The 18,044-nt window shown below is 60.1% G+C and carries 19 protein-coding genes; 2 read left to right on the top strand and 17 right to left on the bottom strand.

Translation table 11 applies throughout. The features are described 5' to 3' along the window. Positions 1-5: 5 nt before the first annotated feature. From DWZ22_RS00710 to DWZ22_RS00730, 5 genes are all read right to left on the bottom strand, one after another. A complete protein-coding gene (locus DWZ22_RS00710; protein ID WP_117794116.1) occupies positions 6-1,088 on the bottom strand; it encodes a PTS system mannose/fructose/sorbose family transporter subunit IID in 1,083 nt (360 codons plus the stop codon). Next, positions 1,078-1,878: a PTS sugar transporter subunit IIC gene (locus DWZ22_RS00715; RefSeq protein WP_089572403.1), complete on the bottom strand. Its 801-nt coding sequence runs from the start codon at positions 1,876-1,878 to the stop codon at positions 1,078-1,080. Before DWZ22_RS00715 ends, DWZ22_RS00710 begins: the two co-directional genes overlap by 11 nt. A 90-nt stretch (positions 1,879-1,968) precedes the next feature. Further along, positions 1,969-2,451 (bottom strand): PTS N-acetylgalactosamine transporter subunit IIB, encoded by a 483-nt coding sequence (gene agaV, locus DWZ22_RS00720; protein WP_089572404.1) that lies wholly within the window; start codon positions 2,449-2,451, stop codon positions 1,969-1,971. Between the two features lie 36 nt (positions 2,452-2,487). Next, positions 2,488-2,769 (bottom strand): preprotein translocase subunit YajC, encoded by a 282-nt coding sequence (gene yajC / locus DWZ22_RS00725; RefSeq protein ID WP_022094612.1) that lies wholly within the window; start codon positions 2,767-2,769, stop codon positions 2,488-2,490. Beyond that, positions 2,769-3,212 (bottom strand): PTS fructose transporter subunit IIA, encoded by a 444-nt coding sequence (locus DWZ22_RS00730; RefSeq protein ID WP_117743271.1) that lies wholly within the window; start codon positions 3,210-3,212, stop codon positions 2,769-2,771. Before DWZ22_RS00730 ends, yajC begins: the two co-directional genes overlap by 1 nt. Before the next feature lie 703 nt (positions 3,213-3,915). On the opposite strand from DWZ22_RS00730, the gene DWZ22_RS00735 reads away from it, so the two are divergent. Together DWZ22_RS00735 and DWZ22_RS00740 are read left to right on the top strand one after the other, a co-directional pair. After that, entirely contained in the window at positions 3,916-4,554 is a 639-nt protein-coding gene (locus tag DWZ22_RS00735; protein WP_118099150.1) for a DUF2975 domain-containing protein, read from the top strand. Positions 4,555-4,563: 9 nt separating this feature from the next. Next, positions 4,564-4,803: a helix-turn-helix transcriptional regulator gene (locus DWZ22_RS00740; RefSeq protein WP_118099149.1), complete on the top strand. Its 240-nt coding sequence runs from the start codon at positions 4,564-4,566 to the stop codon at positions 4,801-4,803. 108 nt (positions 4,804-4,911) lie between these two features. On the opposite strand, the gene DWZ22_RS00745 is transcribed toward DWZ22_RS00740, so the two are convergent. The 12 genes from DWZ22_RS00745 to DWZ22_RS00800 form a co-directional block, all read right to left on the bottom strand. Beyond that, complete coding sequence (locus DWZ22_RS00745; protein ID WP_117798428.1) at positions 4,912-5,994, bottom strand: hypothetical protein; 1,083 nt, start codon at positions 5,992-5,994, stop codon at positions 4,912-4,914. 126 nt (positions 5,995-6,120) lie between these two features. Then, entirely contained in the window at positions 6,121-7,206 is a 1,086-nt protein-coding gene (locus DWZ22_RS00750; RefSeq protein WP_118099148.1) for an isocitrate/isopropylmalate dehydrogenase family protein, read from the bottom strand. A 6-nt stretch (positions 7,207-7,212) separates the two neighbouring features. Continuing rightward, complete coding sequence (locus tag DWZ22_RS00755) at positions 7,213-7,911, bottom strand: hypothetical protein (RefSeq protein WP_117743274.1); 699 nt, start codon at positions 7,909-7,911, stop codon at positions 7,213-7,215. Positions 7,912-7,926: 15 nt separating this feature from the next. Next, positions 7,927-8,355, bottom strand: a complete 429-nt coding sequence (locus DWZ22_RS00760; protein WP_055310425.1) for a hypothetical protein — start codon at positions 8,353-8,355, stop codon at positions 7,927-7,929. Positions 8,356-8,360: 5 nt separating this feature from the next. Beyond that, positions 8,361-9,404: an NAD(P)-dependent oxidoreductase gene (locus DWZ22_RS00765; RefSeq protein ID WP_118405186.1), complete on the bottom strand. Its 1,044-nt coding sequence runs from the start codon at positions 9,402-9,404 to the stop codon at positions 8,361-8,363. A gap of 98 nt (positions 9,405-9,502) precedes the next feature. Beyond that, complete coding sequence (locus tag DWZ22_RS00770; protein WP_117763426.1) at positions 9,503-10,456, bottom strand: DegV family protein; 954 nt, start codon at positions 10,454-10,456, stop codon at positions 9,503-9,505. Positions 10,457-10,536: 80 nt separating this feature from the next. Next, entirely contained in the window at positions 10,537-11,121 is a 585-nt protein-coding gene (hpf, locus tag DWZ22_RS00775; RefSeq protein WP_035137685.1) for a ribosome hibernation-promoting factor, HPF/YfiA family, read from the bottom strand. Positions 11,122-11,438: 317 nt separating this feature from the next. Then, entirely contained in the window at positions 11,439-12,464 is a 1,026-nt protein-coding gene (locus tag DWZ22_RS00780) for an ABC transporter substrate-binding protein (protein WP_233505196.1), read from the bottom strand. A gap of 731 nt (positions 12,465-13,195) precedes the next feature. After that, positions 13,196-14,305 carry a hypothetical protein gene (locus tag DWZ22_RS00785; RefSeq protein ID WP_118405187.1) on the bottom strand — a complete coding sequence of 370 codons (1,110 nt, stop codon included), beginning with the start codon at positions 14,303-14,305 and terminating at the stop codon, positions 13,196-13,198. Between the two features lie 10 nt (positions 14,306-14,315). After that, positions 14,316-15,122, bottom strand: a complete 807-nt coding sequence (locus DWZ22_RS00790; protein WP_233546414.1) for a ComF family protein — start codon at positions 15,120-15,122, stop codon at positions 14,316-14,318. Positions 15,123-15,224: 102 nt separating this feature from the next. Beyond that, the gene (gene ricT / locus DWZ22_RS00795) at positions 15,225-16,925 is read right to left on the bottom strand and encodes a regulatory iron-sulfur-containing complex subunit RicT (RefSeq protein WP_118405188.1); all 1,701 of its coding nucleotides are present in this window, start codon (positions 16,923-16,925) and stop codon (positions 15,225-15,227) included. Continuing rightward, positions 16,916-18,043: an ATP-binding protein gene (locus DWZ22_RS00800; protein ID WP_118405189.1), complete on the bottom strand. Its 1,128-nt coding sequence runs from the start codon at positions 18,041-18,043 to the stop codon at positions 16,916-16,918. Before DWZ22_RS00800 ends, ricT begins: the two co-directional genes overlap by 10 nt. Position 18,044: the final 1 nt, after the last annotated feature.

An 18,044-nucleotide genomic window follows, 5' to 3' on the forward strand; every position in this document is an offset into this window, starting at 1 on the left:
GAGCCTTACCAGATGCTCGGCCAGAGACCAAGCGGGCCAGCGCCCAGGATGCCCAGGACGAAGAGCAGCAGAATGCCCTTGGTCGGGGTCCAGCTGTGCTTAGCGAACATGTAGTAAAGCAGCAGCGTAAGCATAAGCGGGACGAGCTTCGGGACGATGGTGTTGAGGGTGTCGGCAACGGAGAAGTTGACCGGATCCTCGGTGACGGTGCCGTAGGTAACGGACTGCATGCCGTTGCCCAGATCGGTGACGCCGCACTCGACAGCGTTGCCGTCGGCATCGGAAGCGGTGAGGGCGTTGCCGTCCTCATCGGTCATGGCGATGGTACCGGCCTCAGCGGTCTCGGTATCGATGCCCTCCATACCGGTGAAGTTCTCGGCCTCCTTCTCGGAGACGATCACGGTAGTAGCGGAGAGGCCACGGGTGGTGCCGTTGGGGATCTGGAGGTTGATCTGGGTGCCACCCATGGTGACGACCAGGCAACCGACGACGAAGACGCCCATGATGGAAGCGGCACGCGTGAAGGCCTGCATGTTGGCAGTCAGAGCGTCAATAGCGCTGGTGCCAAGCTTGTAGGACCAGTTCATGAGCCAGAAGCGCAGAGCGAACTGGACGACGTTGAAGATCACCAGGAAGATGATCGGCGCAGCGGCGTTGCCGTTGATGGCCATGTTGGAGGTGATGCCGGCCGTGATAGGCACGAGCGTCAGCCAGAACAGGGCGTCACCGATACCACCGAGCGGGCCCATTGCGGCGACGCGGACGGCGCGGATCGTGGGGATGTCAACCTTGTTCTGCTCGAGCGAAAGCACGATACCCATAACAAAGGTGACGAGGAACGGGTGGGTGTTGAAGAACTCCAGGTTGTGGCTCATGGAAGCCGCGAGGTCGTTCTTGTTGGTGTGGATCTTCTCCAGACCGGGGATGATGGAGTAAAGCCAGCCAGCGGCCTGCATGCGCTCGTAGTTGAACGATGCCTGCAGGAAGCAGGAGCGCCAAGCCATCTTGTTGAGGGTCTTCTGGTCGAGCTGCGGAGCAGGAGTGAGATCCTCGTAGTGCTCCGGGATCACATACTCATTAGATGCCATCTTCGAAGTCACCTCCGTCAGAAACAGCTGCACCCTTCAGCTCGGTCTGCTGCTGGAAGTCCCAGAAAGCGATGCCGAAGCCGATGAGAGCGAGGATGAGCAGGGCAGGGGTTGCCAGAGAATCGTTGGCAACGGTGATGAGCGCGAGGCCAAAGCCCATGAGGAAGAAGCCCCACATATCGCGGTTCATCATAACCTTGAGCAGGACGGCGAAGCCGACGAAGCGCATCATGCCGCCTGCAGCGGACAGACCGGTCTGCAGCCAAGTCGGGATGGCGGAAGCGATGGTCTGACCGATGGTAGCGCCAGCGATGAAGAACAGGGTGACGACGACAGCGAAGATCAGGCCGAGCAGAGCCATGGCGAAGTAGTTCAGACGCTCGATGCCCTTGGTGTCAGCGTTATGAGCCATGTTGTCCGCGGAGGACATGAGCGGCGACATAAGCGTGAAGACCAGGGTAACGCCGAGCTGACCAAGCAGAGCGAACGGAATGGCAAGGCCGACTGCCGCGTTGGGCTCGAGGCCCGTAGCGATAGCGAGAATGGCTGCCATGATGCCGCCGATGACGGCGTTAGGCGGCTGAGCGCCTCCGATCGGCATGTTGCCGATCGTCATGAGCTGATAGGTACCACCCACGAGAAGACCGGTGTTGAGGTCGCCAAGGATAAGACCGATGACGGCGCCGGTGACGATGGGCTGATAGAGAGACTCGAGGAAGTTGAACTGGTCGATTGCCGCGACGAACGTGACGATGAAGACCAGAGCGACCTGGATGATCGAGTATTCCATCTTGCTCCTCCTTTCAAAATGTATGTACGCACTTTGGATATCACGTACAGAACGTCAGGGTTTCAATCCTGACAACGTGGATCACGAGGATTACGAGAAGAGCTTGCTCGTGTCCTCAACAGGCGTGCTCGGAACGCGCCTGATCTCCAACTCCACCCCCAATTCCTGCAGCTCTTTAAACGCAGCGACATCCTCGTCGTTAACTGCGACGGAGGTGGCGACTTGGCGCTTTCCTTCCGACATGTGCATGTTGCCGATGTTTACCTTCTTTATAGGCACACCGCCCTTGACGAGCGTAAGCACGTCTTCCGGTGTTTCGGCCACGATGAAGATCTTCTGGCGCGGGCTCGCCTTGCCAATGACGTCGATGGTCTTCTGCAGAGAGAAGAAACGCGTAGCGACGCCGGCGGGAGCGGCCATCTTCATGAGGTTCTGGCGCATGGTGTTGGTCGACACATCGTCGTTGGCGACGAGGATGAGGTTGGAGCCCAGGGTGGAGTTCCACTGGGTAGCGACCTGACCATGGACCAGTCGGTTATCGATGCGGGTAAGAAGAATGTTGGGTTCTGCCATGTTGATCAGCTTCCTTTCGTTATTTGCTGACGACAGTTACTTGATCTCCTGAATCGCGTAACGCGAAACATCTACGACGGCACCGGATCGGACTTTGATCTGGACCTTTTCGCCTTCGATGCCCTTGACGGTTCCGTAGATACCGCCGGCGAAAAGAACCTCCTGACCCGGCTTGAGCTCGGTGTGCAGCTCCTTGAAGTACTTCTGCTTCTTCTTCATGTTGATTTGCGACCAGATGGTGTAAATCAAGCCCATGATGACAAGCAGGCCTAAAAGAGCGACCGAGGAGCTCAGGACGTTGGCTCCGAAATCGGCCATTAGATGCCGTCCTCGTCGCCGAAGATATCCTCTTCGTCGGAGCCGGCAACGGATGCGACCGTCTGGGCGGTGATGCCCGTCTGGCCAACGGTCACGGCCTGCTCGCCAAGCTCGGCGAGCGTGGCATTGCCGCGGAGGAACAGAAGCTCAATAACCATGGGAAGGTTGGTGCCAGTCAGAACCTCAACGTTGTCGACATCCTGGGCAATCATCATCGACTGGTTGAACGGGGTGCCGCCAAGCAGGTCGGTAAAGACGAGCACGCCATCGCACTCCTCGCGCATGGCGGTAATAGCGGCGCGGAGATCCTCACCGTAGGAAGCAGCCTGGTCGCCCTCAAAAGGAACGACGGTAAAAGCAGGCTGGTCGCCGGCAACCATAGCGATAGCGCTTGCAAGGCCGGGTGCGAACTGTCCATGACCGGTAAGAATAAAGCCAACCATTCAAATTTCCCTTCCGAAGGTGTGTACGATCTGTGTCCGATGATTTTCGGAAGCCAGCGGGCGCTCGCCCTTAAAGCTTCTTAGAAAGCGTTCTTTGAAGACCAGTGGTTTCTAAACTGGTAGTAACCACGTGACGTGTTGTTGTCACTATATCACCCCAGAAGAGGTCGCTTTCGTTGATTCATACGGTAAAACGTTTTTGCACCGCTCACGGTGATATTTCGACCGTTTACCGGTCGTTAACACTTCTACCTGCGGTTTTGAAACCGTTTCGAAATGTTTTGGCAAAAGATCGGATCTTTTCCTGTGTCTAAACAACGTAGGGCGGCTAAATATAGCGTGTAGGAAAAATGCAGCTCATTGTGAAGATTTGTGAATTGGTCTTTTTGACTTAATACCAGTTAGAACCAGTTTAGAAATTATCGGTGAACGGTAGTTTTTGACCGTTCACCGGTTATTTGCAATCGTTTGCAGCCGTTTTCCCATATGAATTAGGGAGACCCGATGAAGCATTTGCGCGATTGCAGGAAATATCGATCTTTGTCCACCCCACCCGCGTTCCAAACTCCCATTCCCTGAATATGCTATAGCTCTCACTATTCGTCTCACAAACATTACTTACTCTAATCTGTAATTGTTTATCGTTTATCATTAATTATAATATAAGATACAAGTATCATCCAAGACATTGGTTGGAGGAGCTATGATCCGCTGGAACGTATCCAAATCGAATGAAGCCATCAACCGTGAACAGGCAATAGCCAAACTGAGGAAGCTCACTCGCTACTGCAAATGGGGCACAATCTGCACCATCGTGGCGCTCGCTCTGGCACTCCTCGCAGTCATTGCAATCGAACTTCTATTCATATTGCCTAGCCTCTCCCAAGGGTTCTGTCTCCAATCCGTAGAGCTTACGGCTGGCGAAGGGCCAATTCTCGCTCTCGTCGGCGCCAACGAACAGACCCCTCTTATGCTTGTCGCGCACGACGGTCATACTGCCATAGGGAGTGGCATGATGGCATGCCTCGCGCTTGCCATCGCGCTAAGCGCATACAGGTTTTTCTCCGCCATTGAAAAGGCGGGCAGGCCCTTTGACCTCGAATGCATCCGCATACTACGTCAAATAGGACATTTGTTCCTTATCGGCGGCGCCGCCGTGAAACTTTTTGGTGCCATAGTCACAGGGCTGATACTCTCAGGATTTGGCGGTAGCTTTACGGATGCGCTTGGCGGCCAGCATCTCGACCTCTCCATGCTCTTTGCGGGCCTGATTTTTAGCCTGATTGCCAGCATCTTCCGCTACGGGTATATCCTGCAAAAACAAGATGACGAGTTGCTCTAGGGGGAATCCATGATTATTCTGCGGCTCGACCGCATGCTTGCCGAACGCAAGATCTCATCCAAAGAGCTTGCGGAACGCGTGGGCATCTCCCAGGTCAATATGTCGCGCATCAAGACGGGCAAGGTTTCTGCCGTGCGCTTTTCAACTCTTGACGCGATATGCCGGGCACTCGACTGCCAACCGGGCGATGTGCTGGAATATATGCCTGACGATGAAGCCGATAATCTTTTTGGACTTAAAGATTCATAGGCATAATTTAGCCACCAGCGCCTAAACGCAAATAGCCCGCTAGAACAACATCCGTTCTAGCGGGCTATTCAGATATTTCAGCTACACGCTCGGCGGCTCAGGCAAACCTTACGCAAACAGGCCGTAGATGCTGATGTTGGCCTTGGCGTACAGGCCGTTAGCATACTCGGTCCACTTGGAGCTGGCGCTCGAAGCCTGCGAGGAGTACTGCTGGTAGGCGGTGTAATAGGCGGTCATGGCCTGTTTATAGGTAGCGCTATCGGCAGTAAAGGCATCGTCGGCGAATGCCTTAGCGTAGGTGCCATCGGCGTCCTTCCAAGTGCCCTTTGAGCTATCCCACTCGTCGCCGGCAAGGTTGATGATGTAGTCGGCGTAGTCCTTGCTCGCGGTCTCCTCGTTGCCGTCAGCAGGCTCGGTCGGGGCGGTCGGCATGCTTGCGGAGCTGTCGCCGACCTTCTTCTTGTAGAGCTTCTGCAGCGTCGCGGACTGGCGGACGATCTGCTTGGCCTGGTCCTTGGAGACGCCATACTGCTTGGCCATGGTGTCGTAGTCAGAAGTGCCGATAGAATCCTCGGCGTACTTCTTCATCTCCTTAGAAGAGACGGTAATACCCTCGTCCTCGGCAGCATCGAGCAGAATCTTGTTGCGCACGTAGGACAGGATGACGTCGGCAGAAGGAGCCGTGTAGTTGCCGTCGCCGTCCTTGACGGTGTCGAGGCTGTACTGGCTCTCGATGGCCTCGCGCGCGGTGATGTCACTCTTCTTGCCGTTGTAGCTATAACTTGCCACGGTCGAATCGAGCTGGTCCTCGGTCAGGGTCGCCGAACCGACACCCTTGCCGCCAAAGCCGCCATTGCCAATAAAGAAGCCGACCACGGCAGCGATCACGACTGTAACCACGAAGGCGGCGATCATCGTCTTCTTGTGCTTGGATGCATGATCGTCCGCGTCGGAATCGTCCTCGTCCTGCTCCTCGGGCATGAGGTTCTCGTCAGCGGCATCTGCGGCGATCTGAGCCTCCAGACGGGCGTCCTCCTCCTCGGCCGTCGTACCGGCGGCAATGTGCTCGGCAGACGTACCGGCGACCAGATCGATCTTCTCATCCTCGTCACCATTGGGGCCTTCGCCGCGCTCGATGATCTGGATGCCGTCGATCTCGTCCTTCTCATCCTTCTTTTGAATCAAACCCATATCGGTTACTCCTTGTTAGGAAACATAGTCCCCAATAGAATACGCCCGACGGAGCGCCGGGCGTATTGATTCTTAGGTTATACGCAAACACTTAAGTACTATTTAGGCGTTTGCAGCCTGCATGCCTTAGACCAGGTGCGCGATAACGGCATCGGCGAAGGCCTGCGTACCCACGGCACCCGCAACGGAGCCAGTCTGGGCACGACGCACGTCACCGGTAACTTGCTCGCCCTCGTCGAGCGTGGCAGATACGGCGGCACGAATGCGATTGGCCGCATCGTTCTCGCCCAGATGATCGAGCATCATGGCAGCAGAGAGAATTTCTGCCGTGGGGTTAGCGATATCCTGGCCGGCGATATCGGGCGCGGAGCCGTGCGTTGCCTCAAAGATGGCGCAGTCGGCACCGATGTTGGAGCCGGGGGCCATACCCAGGCCGCCCACCAGGCCGGCGCACAGGTCGCTCACGATGTCGCCGTACAGGTTGGGCAGCACCAGGACATCAAAGTCGTTGGGGTTCTGGACCAGGCCCATGCAGGTGGCGTCGACGATCTTGTCGTTGAACTCGATGTCGGGATAGTTGGCGGCCACCTCGCGCGCAACGCGCAGGAACAGGCCGTCGGTCGCCTTCATGATGTTGGCCTTGTGCACGGCCGTCACCTTTTTGCGGCCGCAGCGGCGGGCGTACTCAAAGGCGTATTCCACAATGCGGCGGCTCTTGGCGATGGAGATGGGCTTGATCGAGATGGCGGAATCAGCGGCGAAGGTCTTCTGACCCGAGCGCTCGACGAGCTGCGAGAGCTCCTCGACCTCGGCAGCGCCCTCATCGAACTCGATACCGGCGTAAAGGTCCTCGGTGTTCTCGCGCACGATGACCAGATCGACGTCGCGGAAGCGCGAGCCGTCGCCCGGCTGCGACAGGCAGGGGCGCACGCAGGCGTACAGGTCGAAGTGCTTGCGCAGGGCGACGTTAACGCTGCGGAAGCCCGTGCCGACCGGTGTGGTGATGGGGCCCTTGATGGCAACTTTGGTCTCGGCGACCGCATCGAGGACGTGCTGGGGCAGCGGCGTACCGAACTCGTCCATGACGCCGGCGCCGGCCTCCTGGACGTTCCAGTTGATCTGGACACCGGTGGCCTCGACCACGCGGCGCATGGCCTGCGTAATCTCGGGACCGATACCGTCACCGGGAATCAGGACTACATCGTGCGCCATAATCTGTTACTCCTCGTCTTCGGCGTCGTCAGATTTCTTAACGCTAGCACGCTTCTTCTTTTTGGAGAGTTCCAGGCCAAAACGTTTAACAAGCATTTCGCAAATCTCGCTCGAACGGGCCTTGAGATAACTGCCCTTGCCGTTCTCGGCATCGAACTTAAGGCGCAGTGCGAGCTTGTCGGCGACCTCGGCGTCGATCTCGCCCTGGCTAAACTCGTACAGGCAACCGAGCATGTCGCGATACTCGAGGTCGCCGTGGTAGCACTGGATGGCCTCGTCCAGGATGGGCCAAGCCTCGCGCGAACGCTCGACGCTCGTGGCGCCCCATACGCACAGCAGGCGGAAGGCGGCATAGCGCAGCGTGGAGGAAATCTCGTCGAACAGCGCGGTCTCGGCACCCTCAAAGGCATCGCCCAGCTGCTCGGGGCAGGTGGTGGCGAGCGCCGCCAGGGCATCGAGAGCCTCCCAGCGGGTCTGAGCCTCGGGGCGGTCGAGCGCCTCGATCAACGCGGGCACGCAGGGCACGACGCGCTGCGGATCGCGCTCGGCAAGCAGGTGCAGCACGCGGGCGGCAAACTGGCGCATGCGGCGCGTGGGGCAGCCGAGCTCCTGGACCAGTCGGTCGACGGCGTTCTCGTTCTCCTCTGCCAGCTGAAGCTGTGCCAGCTCCTCGTCGGTGAGCTGTTCGTCTTTGTTTTCTGCCATAGTTACCTCTTCTTACTATTTCTTAGCGTGCTTGCCAGCACCCTTGCTGTCATCGGTGACCGAGATGAGCTGTCGGTCTGCCGCGCCATTGCGACGCGCACGGCGGCGCTCCTCGGCGTCACCCGCGTCGGCGGCGGCGCGATGGGCCTTGTTGACGTTAAAGACCTCGTCGTGCTTGCGCCACGGACCGACGGACTCGCCAAAGCTCATCTTAAGACCGGCGATAAAACCGCCGAGCCAGCCGATCGGCGCAAACTGCACCAGCGGGAACAGCGAGAACACCCAGGTCAGCAGGACGACTGCCGCCGCTCCTGCAAAGTTGGCAATCCAGTAGTCGCGCTTGGTGATGACGCGCTTTTCGCAGGCCCACTGGCCGCACAAAAAGCCAATGTAGATCGCAAAGAGAAAGAGCACCAGCGCGAGCACCACGAACGTCCAGCTCATGGGCGCTACTCCTCGTGATGGTGGCCGCAGCAGCACTCGTGGTCCTCGCCGTGGTGGTGGCCACAACCGCACTCGTGGTCGTCGCCGTGCTCGCCGCAACCGCAGCCCTCCTCGTGAGCACCATGCTCCTCGGGACGATACTGCGACCAGTCCAGTCCGGCGGCGATGGCGTCGGCCTCCTCCTTGTAGAGTACCGTGATGGCCTGGGTGCCCAGCTTGGCGCCGCCGATGGCGTCGAGCATATCGTAGAGCGTAAAGGCCACGTCGGCGCCGGGCAGCGCAAGCTCGCGATCGTCGGCATAGGCGAGCGCCAAACGCAGGTCCTTAATGAAGTGCTCGACCATAAAGCCGGGCTTGTAGTCGCCGTCGAGCGCCTTGGGCGCCAGGCTCTCCATGGCGCCGGACTTGCCGGTGCCGCCCAGGATCATCTGACGGGTCTTCTCAAGATCAAGGCCGCTCAGCTCGGCAAACGCCAGCGCATCGGCCATGCCGACCATGCAGGCGCCCAGCGACACCTGGTTGGCGAGCTTGGCAGCCTGGCCCTTGCCGGCGCCATCGAAGCAGCAGATATTTGCCGCAAAGGTGGAAAGGATGTCGCGGACCGGGGCGATGTCGTTCTCGGTGGCGCCCACGATGGCCGTGAGCGTGCCGGCGATAGCACCGGACTCGCCGCCGGTGACGGGGCAGTCAAACGCCATGCGGCCGGAAACCTGGGCGGCCTCGGCAATATCGCGCGCGAGCTCGGGCGAGCTCGTGGTGAGGTCGATCAGGACCGCGCCGGGCTTGGTGCACGCGAGCAGGCCGTCGCCCGCCAGGTAGAGCTCCTCGACCTCGGAGGGATAACCCACCATGGTAAAGACGACGTCGGCGTTCGCCACGGCATCGGCCGGCGTATCGGCCCAGACAGCGCCGCGCTCGATAAGCGCCGCGGCCTTGGACTTGGTACGGTTGTTGACCGTGACGGGATAGCCGGCGTCCAGAATGTGGCCGGCGATGGGGGCACCCATAATTCCGGTGCCAATAAATGCGACAGAGAGCTTGTTTGCCATGAAACCTTTCCTTTTGGGTTGGGTGTTATTACCAGGTTGAATACTCGGTGCCATCGTTTGGGCTGTGAGTTGAGGGCGATTACGGCCGCAGCGCCTGTCTACTGGCCGCGCACACGGCGGGCGATGCGGTCGGAAAGCGACGCCTTGTCGGCGCGGTTCTTGCCCCAAAACGCGCAGGCCACCATGCCAGGACCCACGTGCGAGCCGATGGTGGGGCCCACGGAGCTGCGGATAATCGTGACGTCGGCGCAGCCCTCCTCCTTGCGGATGGCGGCCTCGAGCCAGTCACCGTCCTTCTCGGCATCGGCCGTCATAATGGCGATGGGCATGGTGCGGTCGGGCACGTAGTTCTCGCGAAACGACTTGAGGATGGACTTGAGCGCCTTCTTGCGACCGCGGTTGACGCCGATCAGCGACAGCGAGCCGGCCAGGTCGTAAGACAGCTCGGGTTTGACATCGAGCTTTGCCGTGAGCTGTGCCGCTGCGGGCGGAATGCGGCCGCCGGCAGCCAGCGCATCGAAGCTCTCGAGCGTAAAGTAGCCGTGGACATAGGTCTTGGCCTCGTTTGCCCAGTCGACCAGCTGCTTGGCGGTAAGTCCCGCCGAGCGTTGACGGACGGCCTCGAGCGCCAAGAGCTCGCCGGTCGCGCAGGGCAGAGCGTTGTCGACCACGTAGAGCTCAAAATCGGGATACTCGGCGCGCACGGCATCTGCCGCCTGGCACGCGGAGTTGTAGCTCGACGACAGCGCCGAGGTAAAGCACAGGTAGACCGTGGGCGTACCCTCTTTGGCGCACTCGGTAAAGAACTCGATATAGCGACCGAGTGACACGGCGGAGGTAGACACGCGAGCGCCGGCGCGCATGCGGTCGTAGAACTCCTTGGGGCTCATGCTCGACCAGATATCGTCCGTGCGCTCCTCGCCATCGATGATAAAGGGGAAGCCCAAGATATCGACATCGAGGTTCGCAGCGACCTCGGGGCTAAAGTCGCAGCAGGTATCGACGACGATGCGGCAGCGGTCAGAATGGCCGGTAGATGCAGCCTTGTCCATCAAAGCGACTCCTTACGTAAAAAAGGCGGCCATCCGCATGGGATGACCGCCGGCCGTTAACTCATGCAAGTTAACGTATTTTACTCGTCAAGTGTTTCGATGCGGGGCTTGATGATGCCATATCCACCATTCTTACGGTGATACACCACATTGATGAGGCCAGTCGTCGCGTTCTCGAACACGTAGAAGTCGTGGCCCAGCAGATCGGTCTGTACCAGCGCCTGCTCCTCAGTCATCGGGGTGACATCGATGACCTTCTCGCGGACGAGCAGATCGTCCTCCTCCTCGGGCAGCAGCAGGTCGGCCAAATCCTCGACGCGCTCGACCGGTGCGACATCCGCTGCGCTGGCACCGCCCTGGCGGTTGTCCACGACCTTGGTCTTAAACTTGCGCAGCTGGCGGGTGACCTTATCGGCGGAGAGGTCGATGGCGGCGTACATATCTGCGCCATGCTCGGCAACGCGAATCACCGAACCGCGGGCACGAACCGTAACCTCGACGATTGCCGGGTTGGGGTTCGAGGGGTTCTTCTCATAGCGAAGCACAACGTCGACCGTCATGGGCTCGATATCGAAAACCTTGAGCGCCTCGCCGATCTTCTCATCCACATGCGCACGCAGAGCATCGGTTACCGTCGTCTTGCGTCCAGAAACCTTGATATCCATACGTGGCTCCAATCTGCCTCGGGGACTTACTGTACTGGCTATGTACCCACTGCCGTGCATTTAATCACCCGAATTCCCAAAGACCCGAATAACGATTGCTTGATACCGCATACCGAAGTCTCGCACTTTTCCGTGGCAAAGTGCGCTATAGGAAAGCGTCGGCTGAGTTGGTTTTTCTCCTGGAAATTGCCCTTGACCTGCTGGTTTTACGGAAACAAAAAAGCCGGGCTCCCCTATTGGGGAAGCCCGGCGGTGCGTGTTGAAACCGTGAAGAGGTGTCCTTTCCAACGTATAGGAGACGCCACCCCTAGCAATAACTAGCTATTGAGTTTGTTAATGTCGTCGTCGGTGATGGCGCCTTCCTGACTGGACGATTTGTCCTCGGAGGATGCGGTCTCATTGTTGGAATCGGAGGACTCGCTTCCGGAGGACATGGTCTCACTGGACTCAGAATCGCCCAGCTGCACGTTAGCGCCCGAAACCGTCTTAGTGGTGAGGTCGTAGGGCATCGTGCCGTACCAGACGCAGTGGACCGCCTCGAGCGTGCCGTCGGCCGTAATACCGTCGAGGGCATCGCTCACGGCACGGCACAGTTCGTCATTGGACGAGAGGCCCGCAACACTAAGCGTCGAGGGCGCCTCGAGCGAACCGACATAGGAGACCTCGCTCATCAGGCGTGCAAGGTAGCCGCCGGCCGTAGAGTCGCAGATCACATAGTCGACCTCGCCGGACTCGAGCGCCTCAAAGCACTCGTTGATGTTGGAATAGGTCTTTTGGTTGGCGGTGATGCTCTGCTTAGCAAGCGCCTCCTGCGAGGCCGAGGACATCTGAACGCCCAGGGTGGACGTGTTAAGGGTATCGGTGGAAACGCTGAGCGACCCACCATCGCTAGTTTTACCGAACACAGAAGCGGCATCGTACAGGCAGGCGCCGAGCGAGCTAATGTCCCCGTCCGTGGAGTTGATCTCGCCGATAAAGATATCGGCCTTTTTGTCGCCGAGTGCGGAACCTGCCGAGGACGCATCGACAAAGGCGACCTTAAGGCCCATGCGGCTTGCGAGGGCGCGGGCAGCGTCGACTGCATACCCCGTAAGCTCGCCGTCGGCGCCCTGCATTGCCTGTGGCGCATCGGAAGTATCGAGGGCGACCGTCAGGGTTCCGGGAGTGACCAGGGCATCATCCGACACCGCCGGCGTGACGGTCTCGTACTCGATCTGGTCGATCGTGGGAGTCGTGAACGTAGACAGCGGGTTGAACGCGCATCCGCTCAGGCCCAAAACGGCGATGACCGCTGCAGTCCCAGCACCTAACCGAGCCGCGTGCATCAAGCTGCCCCTCACCATGTCCACTACCCTGCCTTCTGTGTCGTATACGATCCGTGCGTTGCGCGGAATATCAGGTTGTTCCCACCAGCTGACCTGGTATTTGACCCCACACTTGCGCACCGGGGTGTTTGCTCGGGAGGCCGCAGCCACCTTCACGACTGACCCGCTCGCCCGCGAGGCGGTATTGCCCCAAAGAAAGTAGAACGGACGGTGCGGCTTACATCTAGGACGCGCCATGATCGCGCCGCGCGCACGCGGTCGCTTACGTGGATCCCTTTGACCGCGTCTGTCTTGGACTAGGACGGGCATTTCGCCCGTCCGCAACCACAGCCTGGTAGGAACGAAGCGCATTATAGCTAAGTTCAAGCTAAAGTTTAAGGTTAGGGGCGTCATTCGCATCGCGAGTACAGATTTGCAGGTCGGAGTGGGCTATTCGTGCCCCTATGAAGCCCGAAGCTCCCCTGTGGGGAGCTCCGGGGCACCCTTCTTAGGGTGCCGTGACCAAAAAATGGCAAATATGAGTACTGTCACCGATTTAGTAACAGGCAGTTTTGGCCTCTCGGACAGATTTCGCGCTCAGTGTCGCCAACCTGATGCTTAGTTATTCTACATTTGTTTATTATCTTCTTACTTTACGCCGCCTCCGAGTCCTAAATTCTTTGATTTTGCTGTTACTGATTTAGTGACAGTACTCATATTTGCCATATTTTGGCCAGGGCATATGATTAACCCCCTGTTTTCGACGCGAATTAGACCGGCTTAAGCCCAAAACACACCCGCAGCGTGTTAAGCAACGCCTCTTGCTTCTTTCTGCGGGCATCGACACGATTCCGGTACCGCTTTCGCATACGCTGGTGGATGCGCCATGCGAGCGCTTCCATCGCTTCCATGTCGCAAAGCATTTCGTTGTTGACCGTTGCGACCTCGATTCCCATAGTAATCAAGCCCGTGTTGCGTTTTTCATCATGGGTACGTCCCCTCCGGGAGGAATGGCCCAGCTCACCGTTGTATTCCAGGTCAAACCGGGCTGTCTCCTGATATGCATCGCAAACTGCATGGGGCATCCCCGAGATTGCCTGCGCGCGATCATCGAACTCGATCTTGTAGTCGGTCTTAAAGGGACCGCAAGCAAATCCTCCATAGGAAAACGGAAGCGAAAACAGGGCGAGCATGATGCACTCCATGGGCGAGCGCAGGTTTTCTGACAAGTAGGGACACAGACGCTGCAATTGTTTGGCCGCGTTTCCCTTGCATACCGCGAGGTAATCTGCCAAGCGATCGGGCGTCAGCACTGGCTCGACTTCAAAGTAGCCCACGTCTGTCGGTTGGTCCTTGTCCTTTGCAAGTTTGTTCGCAACGGGCGAGGTGTAGGGAGGCAGATACTTCCCGCGGTCGCTCAGTGAAATCTTAGAGCACAGTTCCTGGGTCAGGGCAAACGCCTGGATGCAGCCAACCTCGCGTGCAACGGCAACACAAAGGGCCTCGGGAGATAGGCTGTACACCCCCGGTTCCACCTCTAGAATCGAGCCGGCAGGCAACCCGGAAGACACGGACCAGCCCACGCCAGGCATGCGGCGGCGCTGCGCTGCAGACCCTACCAGCAAGCACAAATCCTCTTGCACCTCGCCGCTTGCGGCCCCAATCCGCACCAAGTCAGGAAGATAGACGTCCTCAGCCGAAGGCGACGAAGCGTTTAGTACGCGGCGCTCCTCATCGGGATCAAGGTCCTTCCAGCTGATATAGCCCATCTGCCGGCGCTCGGCGCGCATCATGCGCAGCGCCGAGGCGCCTGTTAGGATTACGGAAGCCGCTAGCTGTTCGCCTGTCGGCTCGTTGCGCCGCTCAATCTTTACTGCCACAAAACCACCCCTACCAAACACGTGCGATAGCAAGGCCATCGACTGCCGCAGCGCCGGCGCGCTTGAGTTCCGCCGAAGCCGCGGCCATCGTCGCGCCCGTAGTGATAACGTCATCGATAAGCAGCAGGCGGCGGCCGTGCACGTCCTCAACCGTCTCGTACATGCCTTGGGCACGCTCGCGGCGCTCCTCACGACCGAGTTCGCGCTGGTCGCCATGGCCGTACTTGACGAGGGCATCGAGCAGAGGAACACCCGACAGCTCGCAAAATGGGCGCGCAATGGCCTCCATATGATCGAAACCGCGCCGCCGAAACGCTGCCGCCGTCGCAGGCACAAACACCACCGCATCCGCACCGGACAGCACTCCTCCTAAGCGTTCGGGCGCTACGACCTGGGCATGCAGGGCGGTGTCGTAGAGCAACTCCGCCAGATACGGAGCCAGACGTCGCTCGCCCGCGTCCTTGTAAGCTTTAATGATGCGCGGCAGCGGATGCGCATAGACGGCGCACGCCAGGCAGCGGTCGAGCGCCTCCGACATTGCCGAGGACGTGCCCTCGACCGAACACTCAGTGCACAGCAAATCCCCAAACGGGGCACCGCATCGGATGCAGCTATGGCATGGGTCGATGAGCGTGAACGCAGCCAGGCAGTCTTGGCAAATAAGCGTACCGGCGCGCTCGCAGCCGGCACATCGTGTTGGCGACAATGCCTCAAGCACCTCGCGTGCCGCCCGCTCGGCAAACGGTCGCAATTCGTCCGCAAACGGTAGGGCGCCGGCACCCTGCAGACGGCTCAATATGTTCAGATGGCTCTTCAAGACACAACCCTCCCTACGTTCGGTCGCAGGGAGGGTTGTTGATTCAGCGCTATGATACCCCGATGCGCTCGGGGCAAGGCGGGCTAAATCCGCTCGCAGGCGTTATTCGCCGGCGGGCGGTTGTGGTGCAGACGAAGACGGGGTCGAGCCCTCGCCACCATCCTGGCGCGGCTTGCGGGAACGGCGACGGCGACGGCGCTTCTGGCCCTGATCGGCCGAACCCTCGCTACCGCGATCCTCGCGCAGCTCGTGCTCATCGCGAGCGGCGCCACGCGAAGCCTTGGCGGCAGTCCCTCCGCCATCTCCGGGACGACGGCGCGTGACCTTGACCTCGCCATCCGAGACCTGATCGGCCACGGAGGGCACTGAGGGCTTCTGCTGCGCGCCCGAGGAATGGCGACGGCGCGGACGCGGCGCGCGCTCGTCATCGTTGCGTTGCTTGCCACCCTTGTCGGCAGGCGTATCGGAACCCGAACCACCCTTGGGGGCGGCACCAGCCTCGCGAGCAGCTGCGGCGCGGAAGGCGTCCTCGCGCTCCTCACTCGACAAATGGCGGCGACGACGACGTGTGGGGTTCATGCCACCGCCGCGATTCTGCTGCTGGGGCTGCTGAGCCTCGCGCTCGCGAGAGGCGTTCTTGCCCGCGGCCGCGGCCTCGGTAACATCGCCCGAGCCCGCGCGCTTGCGACGACGACGGCCACCGGCGGCCTCCTCGACTTCGGGCACCTCGGCCTTGCCGCGGCCCTTTCCGCTGCCACGACCCTCGCCCTGGCCTTGACCGGCGCGAGCATCGGATTCAGCATCGCGACGACGGCGCTTGGGCATCGACGTACCGGCCAGACGGTCGGCACTCGACAGACCATCACCCACGTCGACGCCGTTCTCACGGTCGAGCTCCATGAGCGCCAGGCGCATCTCAGGCGACTCGATGCGCTCGAGCACGTCGCGCGTCACGCAGTCGGGGCGACAGTTGCAGCCCTGCTCGGCGGCCTTCTTTTTGCAGCCCTCCGAGCACGTCATGTCGGCCAGATTGACCTTGAAGACCTTGCCGTTCTCCAGACGCAGCACAAGCTGCTCGCGCGGCGTGTCATATTCCTGGATGCGCGCCTTGCCGAGCGGCGTGTCGATAAGCGTCTTCTTTTTGGGCGCGCGGCTCTTAAAGTCCTTGTACGCCTCGAACTCATAGCGCAGGCAGCACATCAGGCGGCCGCAAACACCGCTGATCTTGGACGAGTTGAGCGGCAGGTCCTGCTCTTTTGCCATGCGAATCGAGACGGGCTCAAACTGTCCGCCAAAACGCGTGCAGCAGAGTTCCTGTCCGCACTGGGCATAGCCGCCCACCAGGCGGGTCTCGTCGCGCACGCCGATTTGACGCATGTCGACGCGAATGTGCAGCGTCGAGGACAGGTCCTTGACGAGCTGGCGAAAATCGACGCGCTCCTCGGCCGCAAAGTAGAACACGGCCTTCTCGCCGCCAAACAGGTACTCGACGCCGACCGGCTTCATCTCGAGGTCGAGTTCCTTGACCAGACGGCGGAAATCAACCATGGCCTCGTCGCCCTGGATAGCCAGGTCGTCGGCAAGCTGCAGGTCGATGTCGCTCGCCACGCGCAGCACGGGTTTGAGTGGCTGACCGATCTCGTCTTGCGGCACCTCGAAGGGGTCGGCCGTGACCAGGCCGATCTCGGTTCCGCGCTCGGTAGAACAAATGGCATAATCGGCCTCGAGGATATCCAGATCCTGTGGGTCGAACCACAGGTCGCGCGAGGCATAGGTAAACTTAACGGGTACGACTAACGGCATTTCAGTGCCTTCCTGATATCGAACAGCATGACCTCGATGGCCAGCTGGGGAGTAACGTTTCTGGCGATGTTGCGCTCGGCGGTTGCGACCGCCTCGAGCGCCTGGGTGGCACCCGCAACATTGGTCGCGGCGGCAAGCCGACCGATCGTGTCGCGCACGTCTTCGTTCACCACGTCGGCCGCCTCATCCTGAAGCGTCAACAGCACATCGCGCATGAGCGTCCGCGCGCTCGCCAGCGCTTCCATGATACCCGAACGCTCGCGCGCGTTGAGTTCGCGCTTGTTGCGGTCCTCAAGCTGCTTCAATGCTCCACGCGACAGGTAGTCGGCGTTTTGCTCAAGCACCTTTTCCTGCGTGGACTTGACCTCGGCGAGCGGCGCCTTAACGGCGACGATGAGTGACTTGGCGAGGCTGAGCACATCAGCCTCGTCGGCGGCGATAAGCGAATCGATGGCGCGAACCATCTGGCGGCGAGCGTCCTGGCGCTCGGCGCTCTTAAGGAACTCGATGCCGCGCGTGGGGCTCCCCGCCACGGCGACCGCCATGCGACAACGCGCGAGGTCCTGGCCGGTGGCGCGGCTCACGGCCTGCGCGGCCACGGCGGGCGACACCAGCCGAAACGGCACGCACTGACAGCGGCTCACGATGGTGGGCAGCATCACGTCTGCGGAGGTGCCCAGCAGGATGAACATGACGCCCTCGGGCGGCTCCTCGAGCGTTTTGAGCAGTGCGTTGGCGGTATTGGCGCGCAGTTGCTCGGCACGGTCGATGATGTAGACCTTGGCCTTGGCACGGATAGGCGCCAGAGGCACGTCATCGAGCAGCTCGCGGGTCTGGGCAATGAGGTAGCCCGTGGCACTCTCGGGCGTGTAATAGTGCACGTCGGGATGCGTATGCCGAGCAACGCGCACGCAGCTGTCGCATGCGCCGCAGCCATCCTGCTCGCACAGGAAGGCCTGGGAGAGCGCCCATGCAGCGTCGAGCTTGCCGGCGCCGGGAGCACCCAAAAACAGGTAAGCGTGCGATGCGCGGCCGCTGGCGACGGCATTGGTCAAAAAGTCGCGCACGCGCTCTTGGGTGTCGAGCTTGGCCAACAGGCTTGTCTGAGCGGGGGCCATG

Source organism: Collinsella sp. AF31-11, from assembly GCF_003475605.1.
Classification (GTDB): domain Bacteria; phylum Actinomycetota; class Coriobacteriia; order Coriobacteriales; family Coriobacteriaceae; genus Collinsella.

What these genes read in the sequence shown, in the direction of transcription:
- DWZ22_RS00710 (WP_117794116.1), bottom strand. Translation starts at nt 1,088, where the DNA reads ATGGCATCTAATGAGTATGTGATCCCGGAGCACTACGAGGATCTCACT.
- DWZ22_RS00715 (WP_089572403.1), bottom strand. Translation starts at nt 1,878, where the DNA reads ATGGAATACTCGATCATCCAGGTCGCTCTGGTCTTCATCGTCACGTTC.
- agaV (WP_089572404.1), bottom strand. Translation starts at nt 2,451, where the DNA reads ATGGCAGAACCCAACATTCTTCTTACCCGCATCGATAACCGACTGGTC.
- yajC (WP_022094612.1), bottom strand. Translation starts at nt 2,769, where the DNA reads ATGGCCGATTTCGGAGCCAACGTCCTGAGCTCCTCGGTCGCTCTTTTA.
- DWZ22_RS00730 (WP_117743271.1), bottom strand. Translation starts at nt 3,212, where the DNA reads ATGGTTGGCTTTATTCTTACCGGTCATGGACAGTTCGCACCCGGCCTT.
- DWZ22_RS00735 (WP_118099150.1), top strand. Translation starts at nt 3,916, where the DNA reads ATGATCCGCTGGAACGTATCCAAATCGAATGAAGCCATCAACCGTGAA.
- DWZ22_RS00740 (WP_118099149.1), top strand. Translation starts at nt 4,564, where the DNA reads ATGATTATTCTGCGGCTCGACCGCATGCTTGCCGAACGCAAGATCTCA.
- DWZ22_RS00745 (WP_117798428.1), bottom strand. Translation starts at nt 5,994, where the DNA reads ATGGGTTTGATTCAAAAGAAGGATGAGAAGGACGAGATCGACGGCATC.
- DWZ22_RS00750 (WP_118099148.1), bottom strand. Translation starts at nt 7,206, where the DNA reads ATGGCGCACGATGTAGTCCTGATTCCCGGTGACGGTATCGGTCCCGAG.
- DWZ22_RS00755 (WP_117743274.1), bottom strand. Translation starts at nt 7,911, where the DNA reads ATGGCAGAAAACAAAGACGAACAGCTCACCGACGAGGAGCTGGCACAG.
- DWZ22_RS00760 (WP_055310425.1), bottom strand. Translation starts at nt 8,355, where the DNA reads ATGAGCTGGACGTTCGTGGTGCTCGCGCTGGTGCTCTTTCTCTTTGCG.
- DWZ22_RS00765 (WP_118405186.1), bottom strand. Translation starts at nt 9,404, where the DNA reads ATGGCAAACAAGCTCTCTGTCGCATTTATTGGCACCGGAATTATGGGT.
- DWZ22_RS00770 (WP_117763426.1), bottom strand. Translation starts at nt 10,456, where the DNA reads ATGGACAAGGCTGCATCTACCGGCCATTCTGACCGCTGCCGCATCGTC.
- hpf (WP_035137685.1), bottom strand. Translation starts at nt 11,121, where the DNA reads ATGGATATCAAGGTTTCTGGACGCAAGACGACGGTAACCGATGCTCTG.
- DWZ22_RS00780 (WP_233505196.1), bottom strand. Translation starts at nt 12,464, where the DNA reads ATGGTGAGGGGCAGCTTGATGCACGCGGCTCGGTTAGGTGCTGGGACT.
- ricT (WP_118405188.1), bottom strand. Translation starts at nt 16,925, where the DNA reads ATGCCGTTAGTCGTACCCGTTAAGTTTACCTATGCCTCGCGCGACCTG.
- DWZ22_RS00800 (WP_118405189.1), bottom strand. Translation starts at nt 18,043, where the DNA reads ATGGCCCCCGCTCAGACAAGCCTGTTGGCCAAGCTCGACACCCAAGAG.